This window comes from Methylocystis sp. NC52PC (assembly GCF_055698645.1).
This window is the reverse complement of record NZ_CP170127.1, coordinates 706,629-726,185: the sequence shown is the minus strand read 5'-3', so window position 1 is coordinate 726,185 and position 19,557 is coordinate 706,629. Positions and strand designations below refer to the sequence as shown.

20 protein-coding genes are annotated in these 19,557 nt (G+C 66.1%); 14 read left to right on the top strand and 6 right to left on the bottom strand.

The features are described 5' to 3' along the window. Window positions 1-76: 76 nt before the first annotated feature. Window positions 77-1,153, bottom strand: coding sequence for a DUF2778 domain-containing protein (locus ACETII_RS05395; protein WP_363349879.1), 1,077 nt, complete (start codon window positions 1,151-1,153; stop codon window positions 77-79). Window positions 1,154-1,465: 312 nt separating this feature from the next. After that, window positions 1,466-2,581, bottom strand: coding sequence for a DUF2778 domain-containing protein (locus ACETII_RS05390; RefSeq protein WP_363349878.1), 1,116 nt, complete (start codon window positions 2,579-2,581; stop codon window positions 1,466-1,468). Between the two features lie 150 nt (window positions 2,582-2,731). Between ACETII_RS05390 and ACETII_RS05385 the strand changes: the two genes are divergently transcribed. Then, window positions 2,732-3,664 carry a glycine--tRNA ligase subunit alpha gene (locus ACETII_RS05385; protein ID WP_363349877.1) on the top strand — a complete coding sequence of 311 codons (933 nt, stop codon included), beginning with the start codon at window positions 2,732-2,734 and terminating at the stop codon, window positions 3,662-3,664. A 421-nt stretch (window positions 3,665-4,085) separates the two neighbouring features. Beyond that, on the top strand, window positions 4,086-4,478 hold the full coding sequence (locus ACETII_RS05380; RefSeq protein ID WP_472787384.1) for a hypothetical protein: 393 nt from the start codon (window positions 4,086-4,088) through the stop codon (window positions 4,476-4,478). A gap of 286 nt (window positions 4,479-4,764) precedes the next feature. Here the strand turns inward: ACETII_RS05380 and ACETII_RS05375 are convergent, their stop codons facing one another. Then, window positions 4,765-5,349 (bottom strand): gamma-glutamylcyclotransferase, encoded by a 585-nt coding sequence (locus ACETII_RS05375; protein WP_472787383.1) that lies wholly within the window; start codon window positions 5,347-5,349, stop codon window positions 4,765-4,767. Window positions 5,350-5,559: 210 nt separating this feature from the next. Here ACETII_RS05375 and smc point away from each other — a divergent pair, with 210 nt between their 5' ends. Beyond that, window positions 5,560-9,015 (top strand): chromosome segregation protein SMC, encoded by a 3,456-nt coding sequence (gene smc, locus ACETII_RS05370; RefSeq protein ID WP_472787382.1) that lies wholly within the window; start codon window positions 5,560-5,562, stop codon window positions 9,013-9,015. A 17-nt stretch (window positions 9,016-9,032) separates the two neighbouring features. Here smc and ACETII_RS05365 read toward each other — a convergent pair whose 3' ends face one another. Then, window positions 9,033-9,536 carry a DUF305 domain-containing protein gene (locus tag ACETII_RS05365; protein WP_363349873.1) on the bottom strand — a complete coding sequence of 168 codons (504 nt, stop codon included), beginning with the start codon at window positions 9,534-9,536 and terminating at the stop codon, window positions 9,033-9,035. 396 nt (window positions 9,537-9,932) lie between these two features. On the opposite strand from ACETII_RS05365, the gene ACETII_RS05360 reads away from it, so the two are divergent. The 5 genes from ACETII_RS05360 (at window position 9,933) to ACETII_RS05340 (ending at window position 12,601) form a co-directional block, all read left to right on the top strand. Continuing rightward, on the top strand, window positions 9,933-10,256 hold the full coding sequence (locus ACETII_RS05360) for an AtpZ/AtpI family protein (protein WP_363349871.1): 324 nt from the start codon (window positions 9,933-9,935) through the stop codon (window positions 10,254-10,256). A gap of 84 nt (window positions 10,257-10,340) precedes the next feature. Next, the gene (locus ACETII_RS05355; RefSeq protein ID WP_363349870.1) at window positions 10,341-11,108 is read left to right on the top strand and encodes a F0F1 ATP synthase subunit A; all 768 of its coding nucleotides are present in this window, start codon (window positions 10,341-10,343) and stop codon (window positions 11,106-11,108) included. Window positions 11,109-11,153: 45 nt separating this feature from the next. Next, window positions 11,154-11,378: a F0F1 ATP synthase subunit C gene (locus ACETII_RS05350; protein ID WP_341105183.1), complete on the top strand. Its 225-nt coding sequence runs from the start codon at window positions 11,154-11,156 to the stop codon at window positions 11,376-11,378. A gap of 123 nt (window positions 11,379-11,501) precedes the next feature. Continuing rightward, the gene (locus ACETII_RS05345; protein ID WP_472787381.1) at window positions 11,502-12,089 is read left to right on the top strand and encodes a F0F1 ATP synthase subunit B family protein; all 588 of its coding nucleotides are present in this window, start codon (window positions 11,502-11,504) and stop codon (window positions 12,087-12,089) included. 14 nt (window positions 12,090-12,103) lie between these two features. Next, entirely contained in the window at window positions 12,104-12,601 is a 498-nt protein-coding gene (locus ACETII_RS05340) for a F0F1 ATP synthase subunit B family protein (RefSeq protein WP_363349868.1), read from the top strand. Window positions 12,602-12,639: 38 nt separating this feature from the next. Here ACETII_RS05340 and ACETII_RS05335 read toward each other — a convergent pair whose 3' ends face one another. Next, window positions 12,640-13,230, bottom strand: a complete 591-nt coding sequence (locus ACETII_RS05335) for a hypothetical protein (protein ID WP_363349867.1) — start codon at window positions 13,228-13,230, stop codon at window positions 12,640-12,642. A gap of 35 nt (window positions 13,231-13,265) precedes the next feature. After that, complete coding sequence (locus tag ACETII_RS05330) at window positions 13,266-13,796, bottom strand: invasion associated locus B family protein (RefSeq protein WP_472787380.1); 531 nt, start codon at window positions 13,794-13,796, stop codon at window positions 13,266-13,268. 319 nt (window positions 13,797-14,115) lie between these two features. Between ACETII_RS05330 and coxB the strand changes: the two genes are divergently transcribed. The 6 genes from coxB to ACETII_RS05300 all read left to right on the top strand — a co-directional run bounded on the left by coxB (window position 14,116) and on the right by ACETII_RS05300 (window position 19,480). Next, window positions 14,116-14,985: a cytochrome c oxidase subunit II gene (coxB, locus tag ACETII_RS05325; protein WP_363351213.1), complete on the top strand. Its 870-nt coding sequence runs from the start codon at window positions 14,116-14,118 to the stop codon at window positions 14,983-14,985. A gap of 38 nt (window positions 14,986-15,023) precedes the next feature. Continuing rightward, the gene (gene ctaD / locus ACETII_RS05320) at window positions 15,024-16,685 is read left to right on the top strand and encodes a cytochrome c oxidase subunit I (RefSeq protein ID WP_363349865.1); all 1,662 of its coding nucleotides are present in this window, start codon (window positions 15,024-15,026) and stop codon (window positions 16,683-16,685) included. Window positions 16,686-16,777: 92 nt separating this feature from the next. After that, window positions 16,778-17,710, top strand: coding sequence for a heme o synthase (locus tag ACETII_RS05315; RefSeq protein ID WP_472787379.1), 933 nt, complete (start codon window positions 16,778-16,780; stop codon window positions 17,708-17,710). Between the two features lie 21 nt (window positions 17,711-17,731). Continuing rightward, entirely contained in the window at window positions 17,732-17,920 is a 189-nt protein-coding gene (locus ACETII_RS05310; RefSeq protein WP_472787378.1) for a hypothetical protein, read from the top strand. 1 nt (window position 17,921) lies between these two features. Then, window positions 17,922-18,512 carry a cytochrome c oxidase assembly protein gene (locus ACETII_RS05305; protein WP_472787377.1) on the top strand — a complete coding sequence of 197 codons (591 nt, stop codon included), beginning with the start codon at window positions 17,922-17,924 and terminating at the stop codon, window positions 18,510-18,512. 77 nt (window positions 18,513-18,589) lie between these two features. Next, on the top strand, window positions 18,590-19,480 hold the full coding sequence (locus ACETII_RS05300) for a cytochrome c oxidase subunit 3 (RefSeq protein ID WP_363349861.1): 891 nt from the start codon (window positions 18,590-18,592) through the stop codon (window positions 19,478-19,480). The last annotated feature ends 77 nt before the right edge of the window (window positions 19,481-19,557 follow it).

Genomic DNA, 19,557 nt, shown 5'->3' with positions numbered 1-19,557 from the left:
AGATCCTCACAAGCGGTACATATGCGGCGTTGGCGCGACGTCCACGGCCGCCGCGCCGAAAACCGCACGGGCGCAATCACATACGGGCGACGACCACCAGCCGGCGCACCTCGCCGCGCTTATAGGCTTGCAGAAAGGCGTTGTAGTCGCGGAAGGAGACGCAGCCGTTGGAGTCGCCGTTCGGTCCCAGCATGAAGGTGTGGGCCAGGAGGCCGGCGCGGCCGTAAACCGAGCTGTTGATCGGCGTGAGCCGCAGCGCCTCCACGCCGTGGAACAGCGCTTCGCGCGGCGACAAGGCGTAGACGCTCGGCGGCGTCGGGCCGCGCATGCGCACATGCACATAGCGGGGATCGTCGAGATATTCGCGCAGGCCCGAATGCGCTTCGAGCTTGCTGCCGTCCGGCATGTAAACCGTGTGGGCCGAAATGTCGTAAACCGCGGTTCCGGCGCCGGCGCGGGGCGCCGGGCCGACCGCGTCGTTTTGAGCGGGCGCGGCGGGCGCGGCAGGATTGGTGAGGCCGCCGAAAAGACCGCCGGTGGTCTCGGGCGCGGCATAAGCGAGCGCTTGGGCCGGCGCCTGCTGCGGGCGGCGGGCGTTGCGGCCGGTCTGACCCGCATCGGGCTGCGCGGAGGGCGGCGGCGGCGCGCCGGCGCCGCCGAAGATCTTTTCGAAGAAGCTGCGGTTATCCGCCGGGGCGGGAGCCGTCGCGGGCTCGGCCAGGGCGGCCTGGCGCTCCGGCGCGGGCGCCGCCATGCGACTGGCCAGAATCTTGAGGTCGGACGGCCGGCGCGGCGGCACGGGAACGGTGTCGGCGTCGGGGGACGCGCCTTCCGCCTCGGCCATGAGCTGCGGTTCGGCAGTCGGCGCAGCGGGCTCGGCTTTGGGGGCCTCGAGCGCGGCCGTCGTTTCGACCTTCTGCCCAGGCGCCGCGGCGGTCTTGGCCCAAGGGCCGAGGCCGACGACCAGCGGCCCGTAAGGGTTGCCGGTCGGCGCCGCCAGCGTCTCGGCCGAGGCCAGCGCTTTTTGTCGGTGGGCGTGCCAGCCGATCAGAAGGCTCGACGACAGCGCGGCGCCGCCAAGCGCCACATAAGCAAAGAGCCGGCCGCGCTCTCGTGACAGGAAGCCATGTAAAATCTGGGGTTTCGTCAACATCCGCCCTCGGAAGTACCTTGCGTGGCGCGCCTCGCGGGGCGCCCAGCGGATCCGAATCACGCGCCGGGGCCGACTCAGCTGGCGCGCAAGAACGCCGCAGCAACACTCTGGAAAAGCATCGCGGCCTTGCTTGGGCTTGAATTAGGCGAATTCTTGGCCGTCCCCGGACAGCTTGGCGCAAGGCGCTATAGCGTGTCCAGGCAAAAAGAACTAGTTAAATCTGATAGTTGCGTTCTCGTTGTCTGCTTGAATTGAGGCCGCTGACAGAAAAACGCGCCGTTTCGGAAAGACGGCGCGTCGGACGCGGATCGCCTAGAGATGCGCGACCACCGCCAGTCGGCGCACCTCGCCGCGCTTATAGGCCTGGAGGAAGGCGTTGTAGTCGCGAAAAGACACGCAGCCATTCGAATCGCCGTTCGGCCCGAGCATATAAGTGTGCGCGAGCAGACCGGCCCGGCCGAAAATCGCCCCCTCGCCGCCGACCGGGGTGAGGCGCAACGCCTCGACGCCGTGAAACAGCGCCTCCCGCGGCGTCAGCATATAAAGATGCGGCGGCGTCGGCCCGCGCATGCGCAGATGCACGTAGCGCGGATCGTCGAGATGCTCGCGCAGGCCCGAATGCGCTTCGAGCCGTGCGCCGTCCGGCATGTAAACGGTGCGGGCGGAAATGTCGTAGACCGCGGTATAGCGATCGAAGCGCGCAGCGGGATTGGCGGGGGCGACGGCGCTGCGCAATCCGCCGAACAGCCCGCCCGTATCCGGCGTCGCGGCATAGGCCATGACCTCGCGATTCGGGCGACCCGGCGTCACCGCCGACGCCGTCTGGGGCGCGCCGCCGAAGAGGCGCTCGAAGAAGCTGCGCCCATCGGCCGGCGCAGCGGGAACAACGGTCGAGCCCGAAGCAGCCCGCGCCATCTGGCGCGCGGGCGCCCGCGGCTCGTCCTGGGCGAGGGAGGGCGCTTGCTCCTTGGGCGGTTCCGGCTTCAGCGCCACGGAGAGCTCCGCCGGACGCCGCGGCGGCGTCGGCGCGTCCAGAGTCGCGGCCTCCAGCGCGGCCGCCTTCTCTGTCTCGAGAGCGGCGGGCCGCGCCGGCGGGGTCGGCGCCTCTGCCGCCTGCCAGGGCTGATCGGCCGATTGCGGCTTCGCCTCCGCTCTTGCGATGAAGAGGTTTTGCGCTCTCATGCCGGCGCTGCGGGGCGCAAAGGCGGTGGGCGCATGCGGACCGATGTCCGCAAGGAGGGAGCCGCGCAGACCGGCGCCGGCCGGCTCCAGCTCGGCGACGTCGAGGGTCGGCTCGGGCGGATTTTCGGCGAAGGAGTAAAGCAGGCCGCCGGTCATCAGGGAGAGGACGACGCCGCCGAGCGCCGGCGCGATTTTGTGCGCCCGCCGCGGGGCGCGAACACGGGGAGACGACACATGGTTACGCATGGGCTAACGCTAGCGCGCATGACTTTCGGAATGGTTTCCGAGCGCTTTCGCAGCCGGATCGACTTTGCTTCAAATTGGAACGACTCGCGCAGCCATTGACCGCAGGCGGCGGCGCCCGTAACTGCTTCTGCGCCGCGACAGGAAGCCCGCATGACCCCGATTGCCGAAGATCTCTCCCCCACGCGCTCCTTCCAGGGCCTGATTCTCACGCTTCAGAAATTCTGGGCGGCGCAGGGCTGCGTCATTTTGCAGCCCTATGACATGGAGATGGGCGCCGGCACCTTTCATCCGGCGACGACGCTGCGGGCGCTCGGCCCCAGGCCCTGGCGCGCGGCTTACGCGCAGCCGTGCCGGCGCCCCAAGGACGGGCGTTATGGCGAGAACCCCAACAGGGTGCAGCACTATTACCAGTTCCAGGTGATCTTGAAGCCGTCGCCGGCCAATCTCCAGGATCTCTATCTCGCCTCGCTCGCCGCAATCGGCCTCGACGCAACCCTTCACGACATCCGATTCGTCGAGGACGACTGGGAGAGCCCGACGCTCGGGGCCTGGGGGCTCGGCTGGGAATGCTGGTGCGACGGCATGGAAGTCTCGCAATTCACCTACTTCCAGCAGGTGGCGGGCTTCGAATGCGCGCCGGTGTCGGGCGAACTCACCTATGGGCTCGAGCGCCTCGCCTGCTATCTGCAGGGCGTCGACAGCATCATGGAGCTGAACTTCAACGGCCGCGACGGCGCGGAGAAGGTCACTTACGGCGACGTCTTCCTGCAGGCGGAGCAGGAATATTCGCGCCATAATTTCGAGGCCGCCGATACGTCGAAGCTGTTCGAGGACTTCAAGGACGCCGAAGCCGAGTGCCGGCGCCTGCTCGATTTCGGCGCGGGCTCCGGCGACGAGCGGCATCTCATGGCGCTGCCCGCCTATGACCAGTGCATCAAGGCGAGCCACGCCTTCAATTTGCTGGACGCGCGCGGCGTGATCTCCGTCACCGAGCGGCAGAGCTATATTTTGCGGGTGCGCGAGCTGGCCAAGGCCTGCGGCGCCGCCTGGCTGCGCACGGCGGGCGGCGGCGCCAACGGCTGACGCCGTCGGAAGACTGGAAAACCAGGGCCCCCCTCGAAACCGAGGGTTTTGGCGGCGTTCCCGCATGCGGCGCGCGGCGTCCAATCGGGCGCACGACCACCACAAAATCAAAAAAATTGCGGGGCGCGTTGAACGAACGTAAAAGTTGTGCGTTTTATTGTCGCGTTCTAGCTTGAACCGGACGAATCGTTTCCCATGTCTAAGCTTCAAACGAGCGCAAACGTTGGGGTTCGTGCTGCGCGTCGGCGCACGGCGAGGAAGCTGTGCGCCATGCAACAAACCGGGTGAGAGGCTGGCGCCCTGCGTCGCACGACGGCGCGTCGGCGTTGTCCCCATCCTCTGACACGCGGGGTTCGGTCATTGACCGGGGGCATGGTTTGTTCTAGCATTGTTCCTGTTTTGCTCTGGTAGGCAGGCTGTCATGCGTCGTGATCACGGTTTTTCGCCTTTTTTGCCGCCCCGTTCGTCGAACGGTCTGACGCCACGCGGTCAGGAGCTCGATTCGCTCGCCGAGGCGAATGTCCTGCGCGGCCGCTTCTTCTCCTGGCGAGGCGTTTCGGGCCGGCGTTATGTCTGCTCCGTTTTCCAGCGAGGAGAGGAAGGTTTCATTTCCGACCTCGACGGCGGCGTCGTCATTGGCGTGGCCCGGGGCGGCGGCTCTCTTCGTCCCTTATGCGTCCTTGTGGCGCGTGACAACGGGACCAAGCCGCCGCTCGCCCGTCTGGCGCGAGAACTCGGCGTCGACGAGTGGCATGTCCATTTCTGCGCCGGGGACGCAACCGCGCGCGATCTTTCGGGGTCGCTTCTCAACTAGAGCGGCTCTGATTCCAAAGGGGGCGCCTGAACCCCGATAAAAAGGGAGCCGCGATCTCGGTTGCTCGGATCGGCGAATGCTCCGGCGGCGTGAGCGTAGGTCGCGTTTCGTGCATGGTCGTCAGGTCGTCGTTGTGTGAGCGTTGCTGCCTTGCGTGTGTCGTCGTTGCGTGAGCGTGGTCGAGCGTGCGAGTGCAAGGCGTCTTGTAAAATGCGGGTTGCGTGTGTGTCCTAGCAGCCGGGGCTTGCCCCGGCCTTTTTTTGCTCGCGCGAGAATGATGGGCGCCTCAGATGTCCTGGCCGGCGGAGGCCGCGGGGACCGTCCGGCAGGAGCATTGGTCGAGCCGGCGTACGATTTCGGCGAGATCGGCGTCGTGAATGTCGAGCTGCATCAAGTGCTCGTAGGTGTTGCGCACATAGGAGGGGTTGTCGCCGGTCAGTCCCACGCCTTCGGCGACGAGACGGGTCATTTCCTCAATGGGCAGGCGGCCGGCGTATTGGCGGTGGCTGCGGTCGACGACATAGGCCAGCGCGTTGACGCAGCTCCCTTCGGCGAATCGCACGCCCACCGTCTTTTCGAGATAGACGGCCGTCACGAGCTCGCGTTCGCGCAGATAGCGGACGGTGCGCTCGCGGTCCCGGGCCGCGACGCGGAAGGCCACGCCCTGGCAGCAGCCGCCTCTGTCGAGACCGAGGACCAGGCCCGGCCGCTCCGGCGTGCCCCGATGGACGTGAGAAAAGATGCAGAGGGAGCGGTGATAGCCATGAACCCAGGCGAGGGCGCTTTCGACGTAGTCGAAGCCGGGGCGCCACATCAGGGAGCCATAGCCGAACACCCAGAGATCCTCGTCGCGGGAAAGCGTCTCCAGCAAGCCTGGTCCCCATCTGGAGCATGAAGCCCACCGGCGAAGACGAGTGGTCCGCGCCGCCCGTCGACTCTTTCAAGTCAATTCCTGCAATGCAACAGGAAAAGGCGGCGCGCCGCGGCCAAGCGAGCCCAAAGAGTCGCGCCTCGCGTCGCTTCCACAAGATATTGCGAGCGTTTTCTTGCTTTCACCCTTCTTTTGTGGCGCTCTTGACGCATGAAATTCGAACGCCTGAGACTTCTGGGGTTCAAGAGCTTCTGCGAACCGACCGACTTCCTGATCCACTCCGGCCTCACCGGCGTGGTCGGGCCGAACGGCTGCGGAAAGTCGAATCTCGTCGAAGCCCTGCGTTGGGTCATGGGCGAAAACTCGTATAAGAACATGCGCGCGTCCGGCATGGACGACGTGATTTTCTCCGGCGGCGGGTCGCGCGCCGCGCGCAATTTCGCTGAAGTCGGCCTTGTCCTCGACAATTCCGCGCGTCTCGCGCCCGCGGGCTTCAACGACGCCGACCAGATCGAAGTCACCCGCCGCATCGAGCGCGAGCAGGGTTCGACCTACCGAATCAACGGCAAGGAAGTCCGCGCCCGCGACGTGCAACTGCTGTTCGCCGACGCCGCGACCGGCGCGCGTTCGCCGTCGCTGGTCCGGCAGGGCCAGATCGGGGAGATCATCTCGGCGAAGCCCCAGGCCCGACGACGCATTCTGGAGGACGCCGCCGGCGTCGCCGGCCTGCACTCCCGCCGCCATGAGGCGGAGCTGCGGTTGAACGCGGCTTCCGAAAATCTCACCCGTCTCGAAGACGTGCTGAAGCAGGTCGAGAGCCAGGGCGACAGCCTCAGGCGCCAGGCCCGCCAGGCCGCGCGCTACCGCGAAGTGGCGGCGAAGATTCGCCAGAACGAGGCGCTCGTCGCCCTCGTCTCCTATCAGATCGCCGCCGACCAGCTGCGCGACGCGGCGCAAAAGCTCGAGGCCGACATTCTCAATGTGCAGGCCCGCACGCTGGCGCAGGCCGAGGCGGCGAAGCTGCAGGCCATCGCCGCGCATGAGCTTCCCAAGCTGCGCGACAAGGAGGCCGAGGCCGGCGCCGCCGTGCATCGCCTCGTCGCCGCCCGTCAGGCGCTCGAGGCCGACGAGCAGCGCGCCAAGCAGCGCATCTCCGAGCTGGCGCGCCAGATCGAGCAGTTCATGCGCGATCTCGAACGCGAGAAGGCGCTGATCGAGGACGCCGCCGAGGTCGCGGAGCGGCTCGAAGAGGAGCGCGCCGAACTCTTGGGCGCCGATCTGCAGGACGACGACCGCGAGAGCGAAGCGCGCGAGCGACTGGCGGAAATCGAGGCGACGCTCGCCGAGACCGAATCGGCCCTCTCCGACGTTCAGCAGCAGCTCGCCGGCGTGAACGCCCGGCGCGGCGCGATCGAATCGGCGCTGCGCGACGAAAACGGGCGCGTCGCCCGCTTCCAGGCGGAAGTCACCCGGCTCGACACGGAATTTGCGCTCATCGCCGGGCAGGGCGGCGGCGCCGAGGAGGCCCAGCGCCTCGCCGAAGCGTTTGAAATGGCCGCCGAGGAGGCGCAGGCCGCCGACGAAGCCGCACAGATGGCGGAAGAGGCGCAGCGCGAGGCGCGCGAGGCGGAGGCCGCCGCCCGTCACCCGGTCGAGCAGGCGGCGCTCAAGGCCCAGCGGCTGGAGACCGAGGTCCGCACGCTCGAAAATCTCCTTCACGCCGGCGCAGGCGGCCTGTGGGCGCCGGTCGTCGAAGCCATGACGGTCGAGAAGGGTTATGAGACGGCGCTGGGCGCCGCGCTCGGCGACGACCTTGACGCCTCGGCCGAAACCTCTGCGCCTGCGCATTGGGCGCTCACCGCCGACGCGGGGGATCCCGCCTTGCCGAACGGCGTGCGTTCGCTGGGCGAGATGGTGGAAGCGCCGCCGGCGCTGCGCCGCCGCCTCGCGCAGATCGGCGTCGTTCTGCGCGCCGAGGGCGAGAGCCTGCGCAAACTGTTGAAGCCGGGCCAGCGCCTCGTCTCGAAAGAAGGCGATCTGTGGCGCTGGGACGGCTTCACCCAGGCGGCCGAGGCGCCGACGCCGGCGGCGCGCCGTCTTACTGAAAAGAACCGCCTCGCCGAGTTGCGCGCCGAGGCGGCGCGCGCCCGCGCCGAGGCCGACGCCCTCGCCGAGGAACTGGAGAGCGCCCGCGAGGCGACGCGCCTCGCGACACTGGCCGACGCCGCGGCCCGCGACGCCCAGCGCCGCGCCCGCGCCCGTCTCGAAGAGGCGCGGGAACGCCATACCGCCGCCGAGCGGCGAATGGCCCAGATCGGCCAGCGCCTGTCCGCGCTGGAGGAAGCCAAGGCGCAGACCCTCGCCAATCTCGACGAAGCGGCGCAGAAGCGCGAATCGCTCGCCGCCGAACTCGACGGCCTCGACGAGCCGGCCTCGCTCGCCGGCGCGATGGAAAGCCTGCGCGCCCGCGCCATGGTCGAGCGCGCCCAGGCCGGCGAGGCCCGCGCGGCGCTGGCGACGCTGCGCAACGACGCGAGCGCCCGCGCCGCCCGCGTCGCGGCCATCGGGCGCGAGATCGCCTCCTGGGCCGAGCGCCGCGACCGCGCCCAAGATCGACTCGGCGAATTGGAGGAGCGTCTCGAATCGGCGCGCGAGGAGCAGGAGCGCCTGGCCGAGGCGCCCGACGCCTTCCTCGATCAGCGCCGGGCGCTGATGAACGCCCTCGAAGACGCCGAGGCCGCGCGCCGCGACGCCTCCGACGCCCGCGCCGAGGCCGAGACGCGGCTCGCCGAGGCCGACCGCGCCGCCCGCGCCGCGCTCGACGCAATGAGCGCCGCGCGCGAGGAGAAGGCCCGCAGCGAGGCGCAACTCGAGGCCGCGAGACAACGCGCCGCCGACGTCGAGCGCGCCATCCAGCACGATCTCGAAACGACGCCGGCCGCGCTCGCCGGTCTCGCGGGCGTGGCGGAAGGCGACGAACTCCCCGACATCGCCGAGGTCGAGCGGCGGCTCGAATCCTTGCGCGCCGACCGGGAGCGCCTCGGCGCCGTCAATCTGCGCGCCGAGGAGGAATTGACCGAGATCGACGCCCAGCGCGAGAGGATGGTCGCGGAGCGCGACGATCTCGCCGAGGCGATCAAGAAGCTGCGCGCCGCCATCGCCAGCCTCAACAAGGAGGGCCGCGAGCGCCTGCTCGCCGCCTTCGACAAGGTCAACGCCCATTTCAAGGAGCTGTTCACGCTGCTTTTCGACGGCGGCTCGGCGGAGCTTCAGCTCGTTGAAAGCGAAGACCCGCTGGAGGCCGGCCTCGACATTCTCGCCCGCCCGCCCGGCAAGAAGCCGCAGACCATGACGCTACTCTCCGGCGGCGAGCAGGCGCTGACCGCCATGTCGCTGATCTTCGCAGTGTTTCTCACCAACCCGTCGCCGATCTGCGTGCTCGACGAGGTCGACGCGCCGCTCGATGATTCGAACGTCGAACGCTTCTGCGACCTGCTGGAGGAAATGCGCAAGAAGACCGACACGCGATTCGTGACGATCACCCATAACCCGATCACCATGGCGCGCATGGACCGGCTCTTCGGCGTGACCCAGGCCGAGCGGGGTATTTCGCAGCTCGTCTCGGTCGATCTGGAGCAGGCCGAGAAATTCGCGCTGGCGAGCTGAGCCGCCGGCCGCGGCCGTCACCGGCTCACTGTCTTTGACTGCCCGTCCCGCGGCTGCGCCGGCGCCGGCCTGCCGCCGGTGCGTTCGAGATCGGCGATCAGCCGCTCCATTTCTGAAATCTCCTGCATTTGATCTGTGACGATGCGCCGCGCCAGCTCCCGCACGCGCGGGTCGCGCAGTTGCGCGCGCTCGGCCATGAGGATCGCGGCGGAGTGGTGCGGGATCATCGCGCGCAGAAAAGTCATCTCGTGCACGCCGTCCTGGGTGCGAACCAGCCAGGCGGCGGCGGCGAAGACCGTGATCGCAGCGGCGACGATCACCGAATTGGCGGGGCCGCTGCGATAGACGTCGGGCGAGAACGCAACGAGCGCCGCCGCGACGGCCGCGCCGGCGGCCACGGCCATCCAGAGGCGGCCCGCGCTGAGCCAGATATGATCGGCCTGGTAGACGTTGAGATAGCTCACGCAGAAAATGACCAGGGTCGCGACCGCGATGATAAGGGCGAGACGCGCATATGGCATGGGTTCCTCCCTGTCCCCGCCGCGCGGCGGGACCCCGTGCCGATAACCGTGCAGGGGCCGGGAAGGTCCAAGAGGTCTCGGCCCCGAAACGATCGGCCGCGATGAGCGCGGCGGCTCCGCACGAATGGGGGCGCCTTTCGCAAATGCACAAACTTTCAGCCGCGCAAATCGTCGCAACAAATGGTTTTTCCATATAAATCAAGATATTTGCGCAAAAGCGGCGCGCCTTGACTTAAGAGTGGCCGCTCAATATGTTGCGCGCGGCTCGAAAGGGCCTGGCCGCGAGGCTGGGGTTTTTCGATCAGCCGCTCCCGAAAGCCGGATAAATCCCCGAACCAAGCCGTCCCGGCCATCGTTCATTTTGCGCGCTCACGCAGGGCGCGACGGAGAGAGCCGATGACCGACGACGACAAGCGGGACGCCGAACAGGACGCGCTGAATGCGCGGCTCGAGAAGCTCAACGCCGCGCTGCGTCAGCGTGACGAGGAGCGACTCGCCAAGGAGGCGCCGCCGCCCGAGAGAAGGGGCCTGTCGCGGGCGTTGAGCGTCGGGCTCAACGCTTTTTCCGAATTTGTGGGGGCCGTGCTGGTGGGCGGCTTCGTCGGCTGGAAGGCGGACGAATGGCTCGGCACCAAGCCCTGGCTGATGATCGTCTTGCTCGGTCTCGGCATAGCGGCTGGCTTTTGGAACATTTATCGCGTGGCGAAGCCGAAGGACTGAGCCGTTCGCGAATTGGAACAGTCATCAGGCGCGGCGTATGCGCCTTCAAATCGAGGGCCGGGCGGAAACGTCCGGGCAGGGACGATGAGCACTGAAGCAGCGGCCGCGCCGAATCCGATCGAACAGTTCGAACTGCACCGCTACTTCCCGCACGAGATCGCGGGCGTCGAGACCTCCTTCACCAACGCTTCGCTCTACATGCTGCTCGCCGCGCTGGGCGTCGTGCTGCTGATGGTCATCGCCACCTCGCGCAAGGCCATTGTGCCGGGCCGTTTCCAGGCGCTCGCCGAAATGCTCTACGAGTTCGTCGCCAATACGGTGCGCTCGACCGCGGGCAAGGAAGGGATGAAATTCTTCCCCTTCGTCTTCTCGCTGTTCTCCTTCATCTTGATCGCCAATCTGATCGGCCTCATCCCGTATACTTATTCGGTGACGAGCCAGATCGTGGTGACCGGCGCCTTCGCGCTGCTCGTTATTCTGCTCGTGACCTTCTACGGCTTTTACCGGAACGGGCTGGGCTTCATTAACCTCTTCGTGCCGCATGGGGTGCCGCTGCCGGTGCTGGTGATTCTCGTGCCGATCGAGATCATCTCCTTCCTGTCGCGCCCGGTGTCGCTGTCCATCCGTCTCTTCGCCAACATCCTCGCGGGCCACGTAACGCTCGCGGTGTTCGGCGGCTTCGTCGTGCTGCTGCTCGCGGCCGGCGGCGCCTATGCGGCGCTCGCGCCGGTGCCGCTGCTCGCGATCGTCGCTCTTTATGCGCTGGAGCTTCTCGTCGCCTGCCTGCAGGCGTTCGTGTTCAGCGTTCTCACTTGCGTCTATCTCAACGACGCGATTCATCCGGGCCACTGATAAACATCCAACAATAAAAGTCGCCCCAATACACTGGAGAAAACTATGGCTACTGAAATGCAGCTGGTTGGCGCGGGTCTCGCCGCGATTGGCACCGGCGCCGCGGCGATCGGCGTCGGCCTCATCTTCGGCAACTTCGTCAATGGCGCGCTGCGCAATCCGACGGCCGCCGCCTCGCAGTTCACCAACGCGATCATCGGCGCGGCGCTCGCCGAAGGCCTCGGCATCTTCGCCTTCGTCATCGCGCTGCTGCTGTATCTGAAGGCCTAAAGGCTTTCTCCGACCGCGCGAGGCGCGCTGCGACAGCGTGCGCCTCGCGGCTTCTCAACGCCCCTCGCAGAGGCGCGTTTTTGCGTTCCATCCGCAGCCGCGTCGAAGACTTTGGATATGTCCATGGCGATCATCTCTCCCGCCTATGCCGCCGAGGCCGAGCAGGAAACCCAAGGAACTCACGAATCCGTGGGCGCGCCGGGTGGCGAGGCTCATCATGAAGGCGTCTTTCCGCCTTTCCAGACCGAGAATTTCGCGCCGCAGCTCATCTGGCTGGTTCTGATCTTCGGCGTTCTCTACATTCTGATGTCGCGCATCGCGCTGCCGCGCGTCGGCGGCATCATCGAGACGCGCGACGCCAAGATCGCCGCCGACCTCGACGCCTCGCGCGACATGCAGTCGAAGGCGCAGGCCGCGGCGCAGGCCAATGACGAACATCTGCGCCGCCGGCGCGAAGAGGCGCAGGCCATCGGCCGCGAAGCCCAGCAAAAGATCGCCAATGAGGCCGCCGCCCAGCGTACGCGCGCCGAGGCGGACGCCGCCGAAAAGATTCGCGCGGCCGAAGAGCGCATCGGCGCCGCCAAGACCGCCGCGCTCGCCAATGTCGAGCAGATCGCGCTCGACGCCGCCGCCTCGATCATCGAGAAATTGACTGGCGTTCCCGCCGAACGCGATCGGCTCTCCGCCGAATACCAGTCCGTGAAGCGCTAAAGGAGACGCGTTCCATGCATTTCGACGCGGAATTCTACGTCGCCGTCGGCTTCACGATCTTCGTGCTCGTGCTGCTGTGGGTGGGCGCCCATTCGAAGTTCGCGGCGCTGATCGACGCCCGCATCAACCGCATCAAGGGCGAGCTCGCCGAGGCGGAGCGCCTGCGTACGGAAGCCGAATCGCTGCTCGCGTCCTTCGAGAAGAAGCGCGAAGAGGCCGAGGCCGAAGCGCGCGCCATTGTCGCGCAGGCGAAGGAAGAGGCGGAGCTGATCGCCGCCGAGGGCAAACGCCGTCTCGACGAGTTCATGGCCCGCAGCGTCAAGCAGGTCGAGCAGAAGATCGCCCAGGCCGAGGCCCAGGCGGCCGCCGAAGTGCGCGCCGCCGCCGCCGACGCCGCCGTGAAAGTCGCCGAAGGCGTCCTGGCCAAGGGCGCGCCGGGCAGGGACTTCGTGACTGCCGGCATCAACGAGGTGAAGTCGCTCGCCGAGCGCGCGCGCTATGTGTCGACCTGAATCGCTCAGGAGCGTGTTAAGATCATTGAAGGCCGGCGTCAGCGCCGGCCTTTTTTGCGTCCGCGCGCCGGCTTGTCGGCGGCGTCGGCTAAGCCTTCCGTGAAGCCGACGAGAACTTCGTACTCTTCCTGCGCCTTCCCGTTCGCCGGCGCCGACAGCGGCTCGGCGAGAAGACTGAAATCGGCGCGCGTCCCGTTGGCGGGGATGACGGCGTTGATTCGATAGTTCTTCGAGGAGACGATCGAATCGTCCTTGGTCTGGCGCAGCGCGACCCGAATGGTTCCGCCGTAAGAGCCAGGCGCGCCGGCGGGGCCGAGCATGGCGTCGCCCTCGACGCCGACGCGGATGACGATCTGGTCGCCGTTGAGGATGCATTCGCGCGCGATGTTCTTGATCGATACCTGGTGATGCACGCTCGCCGCGTCCGCGCCGGCGGGCGCGCGCAGCATCTGCGCGCCGTCCTCCGCGACGATCACGGGACAATCGGTCGTGGCGCCAGGCGTTTGCGGCGATTCCTTTTTGCCGCCGAGGGCCTCGGGCCATTTGGGGAAATCGAAGGCCGTCGCCTCCTGCGCGCCGGACGCCGCCAAGAGGACGAGCGCCGCCAATCCAGCAAAACCCTTGTTCATTCGTGTGAGCGCTCCTCTCGAGGGGCCGCCGTTTATCATGGCAGCTTCGCGAAACCTTCCTTGAAGCCCTGCAGCGTCAAGGGCAGGCCAATGCCTTCTTCCGGCACCTGATGAATGATGAAGGTCGCCATCTTGCCGTTTTTCAGCTGGTCGACGAGCTTGTCGTCCATCATCACTTCGGCGACGCAGCCGGTTGGCAGACATTTGACAAAACCGGCGCGCCCAATGTCCGTTTGGTCGATTTTCAGACCAAGGCCGTTCGGCAACAATACGCCGAGCGGCGCGACCACGCGCAGCAGGCGGCTCTTGCCGTCGCTGGTCTTGAGCACGATCACCACCAGATTGACGTTGTTCTTGTCTTCGGCGACGACGCTTTGAACCAGCGCGCATTGTTCGGCGGCCGCGCCGGCGGGCGTCTCGCAGCGAATCTCCCAGTCGCCATATTTGGATTTGACCACGCCCTGGGCCAAAGCGGCGCCGCCAACGGCCGCGAGCGCGGCTCCTAAGATGCCCGCGACGAGATGTCGCAAGGGGCCAGGGGACGTCGCGGCGCGCAGAAGACTCATGATCTCTCCAAAAAGCAGAGGGGCGTTCCTGCGCCGACTATGTGCGGAAAAAAGGCCGCATCGCGGCGCGCCGTTGCCTAGCAAATCGAATGAGCCTGTCAAGCCGCCGCCACGCGCGCGCCGCGCCGCGCACCTTGCGGGAATCTTTTCAGCGCGACCATTTGTCAGCCGCGGTACGGCGACGCAGCAATTGCGTGTGGCTTGCGTTTGTGGTTGAACCGGGCCGGGTCGGGCAAAAGCTTGCGGCGGCGAAAGCGTGCTCGAAAATTGCATGAAACGAATGACACTGTCTGACGAAAAGGTGCGAAAGGCGACCTGCATGTCCACGGGCAATCGAAACTTCCTTTCTGTCGGCGCGCTTGCGGCGGCCGTCGCGCTTCCGGTCGTCCTCTTCGCCGGCTTCGCCTACGCCCAGGTGGAGGGGCAGCCAACGCCGGGCGGCATCGGCCTGCCGGCGACCGTGACCGAGGTCGGCCGCGAGACGCAGTTCTTCTACAACGGCATCCTGCTGCCCATCATCACCTTCATCGCGCTGTCGGTTCTCGGCCTGCTGCTCTATGTCTCCTGGCGCTACAATGAGCAGGCCAGCCCCGTGCCCTCCAAGCTGACGCACCACACGGGCCTCGAGATCGTCTGGACCCTCATCCCCATTCTGATCCTGGTCTTCATCGCCATCCCGTCGTTCCGCATCCTCGCCCATCAGGTCGAGATTCCGGAATCCAAGCTGACCATCAAGGTGACGGGCAATCAGTGGTACTGGTCGTATAAATATCCGGAGGATCAGGGCGGCGGATTTGGCTTCGACCAGCTCATGAAGCCCGATGCCGAGCTGAAGGAGGGCGAGCCCCGCCTGCTCGCCGTCGACAATGAGGCCTATGTGCCGGTCAACGAGGTGGTGAAGCTGCAAATCACGGCCGCGGACGTCATTCACTCCTTCGTGATCCCCGCCTTCGGCGTACGTATGGACGCGGTGCCGGGCCGTTTGAACGAGACTTGGTTCAAGGCCGAGAAGGAAGGCGTCTATTATGGCCAGTGCTCGAAGATCTGCGGCAAAGACCACGCCTTCATGCCGATGGCCATCCGGGTCGTGAGCCGCGAGAAATACGACGAGTGGCTGGCCGAGTCGAAGAAGAAGTTCTCGGCCGCCGAATCGCGCACGCGCCTCGCCTCGAGCGAGCAGGCTCGCTAACCCGACGCAAGACAACATAAGACATCGAGGACAAAACGATGGCGAGTTCGACTGCCGCAGCGCATGACCATCCGAGGGGCCTGCGCCGCTTTCTCTTCTCCACGAACCACAAGGACATCGGCACGCTCTATCTGATCCTTGCCGTCATCGGCGGCGTGGTCGGCGCGCTCATGTCTGTCGCAATTCGCGCGGAGCTCATGTATCCGGGCATCGGCGTATTCCCGGGACTCGCGCAGCTCATCAATCACGCCGACCCGTCGATGGGCGCCGACGCCGGCAAAAATCTCTACAACGTCTTCATCACCGCGCATGGCGTGCTCATGATCTTCTTCATGGTCATGCCCGCGCTGATGGGCGGCTTCGCCAACTGGTTCGTGCCGATCATGATCGGCGCGCCGGACATGGCCTTTCCGCGCCTCAACAATATCTCCTTCTGGTTCCTCGCGGTCTCGCTGATCCTTCTGGTGCTGTCGATGTTCGTCGAGGGCGCGCCGGGCATGATGGGCTTTGGCGGCGGCTGGGTCTTCTATCCGCCTCTGTCCTCGAACATCGGCCATCCCGGTCCGGCGATGGACTTCGTCATTCTGTCGCTGCATCTCGCGGGCGCGTCGTCGATCCTGGGCTCGATCAATTTCATCACCACGATCTTCAATATGCGCGCGCCCGGCATGACGCTGCACAAGATGCCGCTCTTCGCCTGGGCCATGCTTGTGACGGCCTTCCTGCTCGTTCTGACGCTTCCGGTTCTCGCCGGAGCCATCACCATGCTGCTGACCGACCGCAACTTCGGCACCATGTTCTATGATCCGGCCGGCGGCGGCGATCCGCTGCTGTTCCAGCATCTGTTCTGGTTCTTCGGCCATCCGGAAGTCTATGTGCTGATCCTGCCGGCCTTCGGCCTCATCAGCCATATCGTGTCGACCTTCTCCAAGAAGCCGGTCTTCGGCTATCTCGGCATGGCCTACGCCATGGTCGCCATCGGCTTCCTGGGCTGCATCGTGTGGGCGCACCACATGTATACGGTCGGCCTGTCGCTCAATGCGCAGCGCTACTTCGTCTTCGCCACCATGGTGATCGCGGTGCCGACCGGCATCAAGGTGTTCTCCTGGATCGCCACGATGTGGGGCGGTTCGATCACCTTCCGCGCGCCGATGGTCTGGGCGATCGGCTTCATCTTCGTCTTCGTCATGGGCGGCGTCACGGGCGTCGTGCTGGCGAATGCGAGCGCCGACCGTCAGCTGCACGAAACCTATTTCGTGGTGGCGCACTTCCACTACACGATGTCGCTCGGCGCGGTCTTCGCCGTCTTCGCGGGCTTCTACTACTGGTTCCCGAAGATGACGGGCTATCTCTACAACGAGACCCTGTCGAAGGCGCACTTCATCGTGTTCTTCATCGGCATCAACCTCACCTTCTTCCCGCAGCACTTCCTCGGCCTCGCCGGCATGCCGCGCCGCTACATCGACTATCCGGACGCTTTCGCGCTCTGGAACTACATCTCGTCGATCGGCGCGTTCATCGGCGTGCTGAGCATGCTGATCTTCTTCTACGCTGTGTATGAAGCCTTTGCGCGGAAGCGTGAGGCGGGCGCGAATCCGTGGGGCCCCGGCGCCACGACGCTGGAATGGACGCTGCCTTCGCCGCCGCCCTTCCACCAGTTCGAGGTGCTGCCGCGCATCTCCGGACCGGGCCACCAGTAACAGACGACAACAGCCGGCGCGGGTATGACCCTGCGCCGGCTGCCGCGATAACCGCGGCCTACTCGTTCCTGTCAGTGTCAAGAGCGACGGCGATGAGCGACGCATCCTATCTCGACGACGGCCAGAGCCCGCGCATTCCGGTTGCCGCGCCGTCCGATTATTTCCGGCTCTTGAAGCCGCGCGTCATGTCGCTTGTCGTGCTGACGGCGCTCGCGGGGCTTCTGCTCGCGCCGATGCCGCCGCATCCGTTCATCGTCTTCACCGCGCTTCTCGCCATCGCTGTGGGCGCGGGCGCGTCGGGCGCGCTCAACATGTGGTTCGACGCCGACATCGATGCGGTGATGACCCGCACGCGGCTGCGCCCGATTCCCGCCGGCCGCATGGAGCCCGAATCGGCGCTCGCCTTTGGCCTCGTGCTGGCGCTGTTCTCGGTCTTCACGCTGGGCTTCGCCACCAACTGGCTGGCGGCCGCGCTGCTCGCCTTCACCATTTTCTTCTACGTCGTGATCTATACGATGTGGCTGAAGCGTTCGACGCCGCAAAACATCGTCATCGGCGGCGCCGCCGGGGCGCTGCCGCCGATCGTCGGCTACGCCGCCGCGATGGGTGACGTCTCGCTCGCGAGCGTGGTCTTGTTCGCCATCATCTTCGTCTGGACGCCGCCGCATTTTTGGGCGCTGGCCATCCTCAAGCATGAGGACTACGGCCGCGCCGGCGTTCCGATGATGCCCAATGTCCATGGCGCCGACCGCACGCGGCTCGAGATCCTGATCTACTCGCTGCTGCTCGCGCCGCTCGGCGTCCTTCCCTGGCCGATGGGCTTTGCGACAGGCGTCTATGGGGTCGTCGCGATCGTTTCGGGCCTCTATCTCGTCTGGCTCGCGGTGCGGGTCTATCGCAAACGTGAGGGCGACGCAGCGCGCCGCGCGTCATTGCGGCTGTTCCTGTTCTCCATTTCCTATCTGTTCCTGCTGTTCCTCATTATCGTCGCCGAGCGCGCCGCGCATCTCGCCGGATACGTCTAAGCGGGACAAAAGGGAAAACACATGAGCAGCCAGCACAATGAGACGAGAGGCGGCCGGGCCGAGGACGGCGTCGTGCTGACCCCCGAGCAGGCGCGCAGCCGGCGCGCCCGCAACATCGCCATCGGCGTGGCCGTGGCGCTGCTCGCCATTCTGTTTTACGCGATCACGGTGGTCCGGCTCGGCGGCGCCGTCGCCAGTCGGGCAATTTGAGATGACCGGGTCGGCCCCAGAAAAGACGCGTCGCTCTCCGCGCGCCGTCGCCGCGGCGCTGGTGATTGGCTCTCTGGGCATGCTCGGGCTTTCCTTCGCCTCCGTGCCGCTCTACCGCGCCTTTTGCGCCGCGACCGGTTTCGGCGGCACGCCACAAGTGGGAAAAACCGTCGCCGCCACACAGGGCGAACGCCATTTGACGGTCCGCTTCGACGCCAATGTCTCGCGCGATCTGCCCTGGCGCTTCGAGCCGGAGGTCGCGAAAGTTTCCCTGCGCACGGGCGAGACGACGACGGTCTATTACAAGGTCGCCAATCTCTCCGACAAGGAGACGAGCGGCCAGGCCGCCTACAACGTCAGCCCCGATCAGGCGGGCGCCTTTTTCGTGAAGGTGCAGTGTTTCTGCTTCGACGAGCAGCGTCTGGGCCCGCATCAGACGGCCGAATGGCCGGTCGTTTTCTATCTCGATCCCGCTCTCGAATCGGACGAAACGATGCGCCGGGTGCAGGAAATCACCCTGTCCTATTCCTTCTATCCGACCAAATCGCCGGCGAAGACCAGCGACGCGGCCGGGCAGAAGCCAAAGTCCTGACCGCCGGCGACGCACGGCGGGAAGCGTATAACCTAAGAACACGCCGGGCGACCGGCGCATGACGAGGAAAACTAAAAATGGCCGACGGACACGCGAAACCTCAACACGATTATCACCTCGTTGATCCGAGTCCGTGGCCGATCGCCGGCGCCTTCGCCGCGCTCGCCACCGCCATCGGCGCCATCATGTGGATGGCGCAGCACAAGGGCGCGCCGATCTACGGTCAGACCTGGGGCGGAACGCTGTTTTTCGCGGGCTTTGCCGCGATCCTCGCGGTCATGTACGGCTGGTGGAGCGACGTCGTCCGCGAGGCGCAGGACAAGGGCGATCATACGCCCGTCGTCCAGCTGCATCATCGCTACGGCATGATTCTGTTCATCCTGTCCGAGGTGATGTTCTTCGTCGCCTGGTTCTGGGCCTTCTTCAACTCGAGCATTTTTCCCGACGACGTCTGGCAGGTGACCCGCACCGAACTGTTCCAGGGCGTTTGGCCGCCGAAGGGCGTCGAAGTGCTGAGCCCGTGGAAGTTGCCGCTGCTCAACACCGTTATCCTTCTAACCTCCGGCGCGACGCTGACCTGGGCGCATCACGGCCTGCTCCACAACGACCGCGACCAGCTCAAGAAAGGCCTGATCGCTACGATCGCGCTGGGCCTGCTGTTCACGGCCATCCAGGGCTATGAATATGCCCATGCGCCTTTCGCCTTCTCCTTCGATCCGGCGCATCCGGCGGCGACGAATTACGGCTCGACCTTCTTCATGGCCACGGGTTTCCACGGTTTCCATGTGATCGTCGGGACGCTGTTCCTGATCGTGTGCCTCGCCCGCGCCTTCAAGGGCCACTTCAAGCCGGATCAGCATCTCGGCTTCGAGTTCGCCGCCTGGTACTGGCACTTCGTCGACGTGGTCTGGCTGTTCCTGTTCTTCTGCATATATGTTTGGGGGAACTGGGGCGGCGCGATGGAGTAAGGCTCCGCGAGCAACCTCACGACCGGATTGAGACGGTCACGGCGCCGCCGTGGCCGTTTTCTTTAGCAAGCGAGCTT

Bases quoted from the DNA above. Each gene is read 5' to 3' on its own strand.
- ctaD (WP_363349865.1), top strand. From the start codon at position 15,024: ATGGCGAGTTCGACTGCCGCAGCGCATGACCATCCGAGGGGCCTGCGC.
- ACETII_RS05330 (WP_472787380.1), bottom strand. From the start codon at position 13,796: ATGAGTCTTCTGCGCGCCGCGACGTCCCCTGGCCCCTTGCGACATCTC.
- ACETII_RS05390 (WP_363349878.1), bottom strand. From the start codon at position 2,581: ATGCGTAACCATGTGTCGTCTCCCCGTGTTCGCGCCCCGCGGCGGGCG.
- ACETII_RS05360 (WP_363349871.1), top strand. From the start codon at position 9,933: ATGACCGACGACGACAAGCGGGACGCCGAACAGGACGCGCTGAATGCG.
- smc (WP_472787382.1), top strand. From the start codon at position 5,560: ATGAAATTCGAACGCCTGAGACTTCTGGGGTTCAAGAGCTTCTGCGAA.
- ACETII_RS05380 (WP_472787384.1), top strand. From the start codon at position 4,086: ATGCGTCGTGATCACGGTTTTTCGCCTTTTTTGCCGCCCCGTTCGTCG.
- ACETII_RS05305 (WP_472787377.1), top strand. From the start codon at position 17,922: ATGACCGGGTCGGCCCCAGAAAAGACGCGTCGCTCTCCGCGCGCCGTC.
- ACETII_RS05395 (WP_363349879.1), bottom strand. From the start codon at position 1,153: ATGTTGACGAAACCCCAGATTTTACATGGCTTCCTGTCACGAGAGCGC.
- ACETII_RS05300 (WP_363349861.1), top strand. From the start codon at position 18,590: ATGGCCGACGGACACGCGAAACCTCAACACGATTATCACCTCGTTGAT.
- ACETII_RS05315 (WP_472787379.1), top strand. From the start codon at position 16,778: ATGAGCGACGCATCCTATCTCGACGACGGCCAGAGCCCGCGCATTCCG.
- ACETII_RS05345 (WP_472787381.1), top strand. From the start codon at position 11,502: ATGGCGATCATCTCTCCCGCCTATGCCGCCGAGGCCGAGCAGGAAACC.
- ACETII_RS05310 (WP_472787378.1), top strand. From the start codon at position 17,732: ATGAGCAGCCAGCACAATGAGACGAGAGGCGGCCGGGCCGAGGACGGC.
- ACETII_RS05340 (WP_363349868.1), top strand. From the start codon at position 12,104: ATGCATTTCGACGCGGAATTCTACGTCGCCGTCGGCTTCACGATCTTC.
- ACETII_RS05350 (WP_341105183.1), top strand. From the start codon at position 11,154: ATGGCTACTGAAATGCAGCTGGTTGGCGCGGGTCTCGCCGCGATTGGC.
- ACETII_RS05365 (WP_363349873.1), bottom strand. From the start codon at position 9,536: ATGCCATATGCGCGTCTCGCCCTTATCATCGCGGTCGCGACCCTGGTC.
- ACETII_RS05335 (WP_363349867.1), bottom strand. From the start codon at position 13,230: ATGAACAAGGGTTTTGCTGGATTGGCGGCGCTCGTCCTCTTGGCGGCG.
- ACETII_RS05355 (WP_363349870.1), top strand. From the start codon at position 10,341: ATGAGCACTGAAGCAGCGGCCGCGCCGAATCCGATCGAACAGTTCGAA.
- ACETII_RS05385 (WP_363349877.1), top strand. From the start codon at position 2,732: ATGACCCCGATTGCCGAAGATCTCTCCCCCACGCGCTCCTTCCAGGGC.
- coxB (WP_363351213.1), top strand. From the start codon at position 14,116: ATGTCCACGGGCAATCGAAACTTCCTTTCTGTCGGCGCGCTTGCGGCG.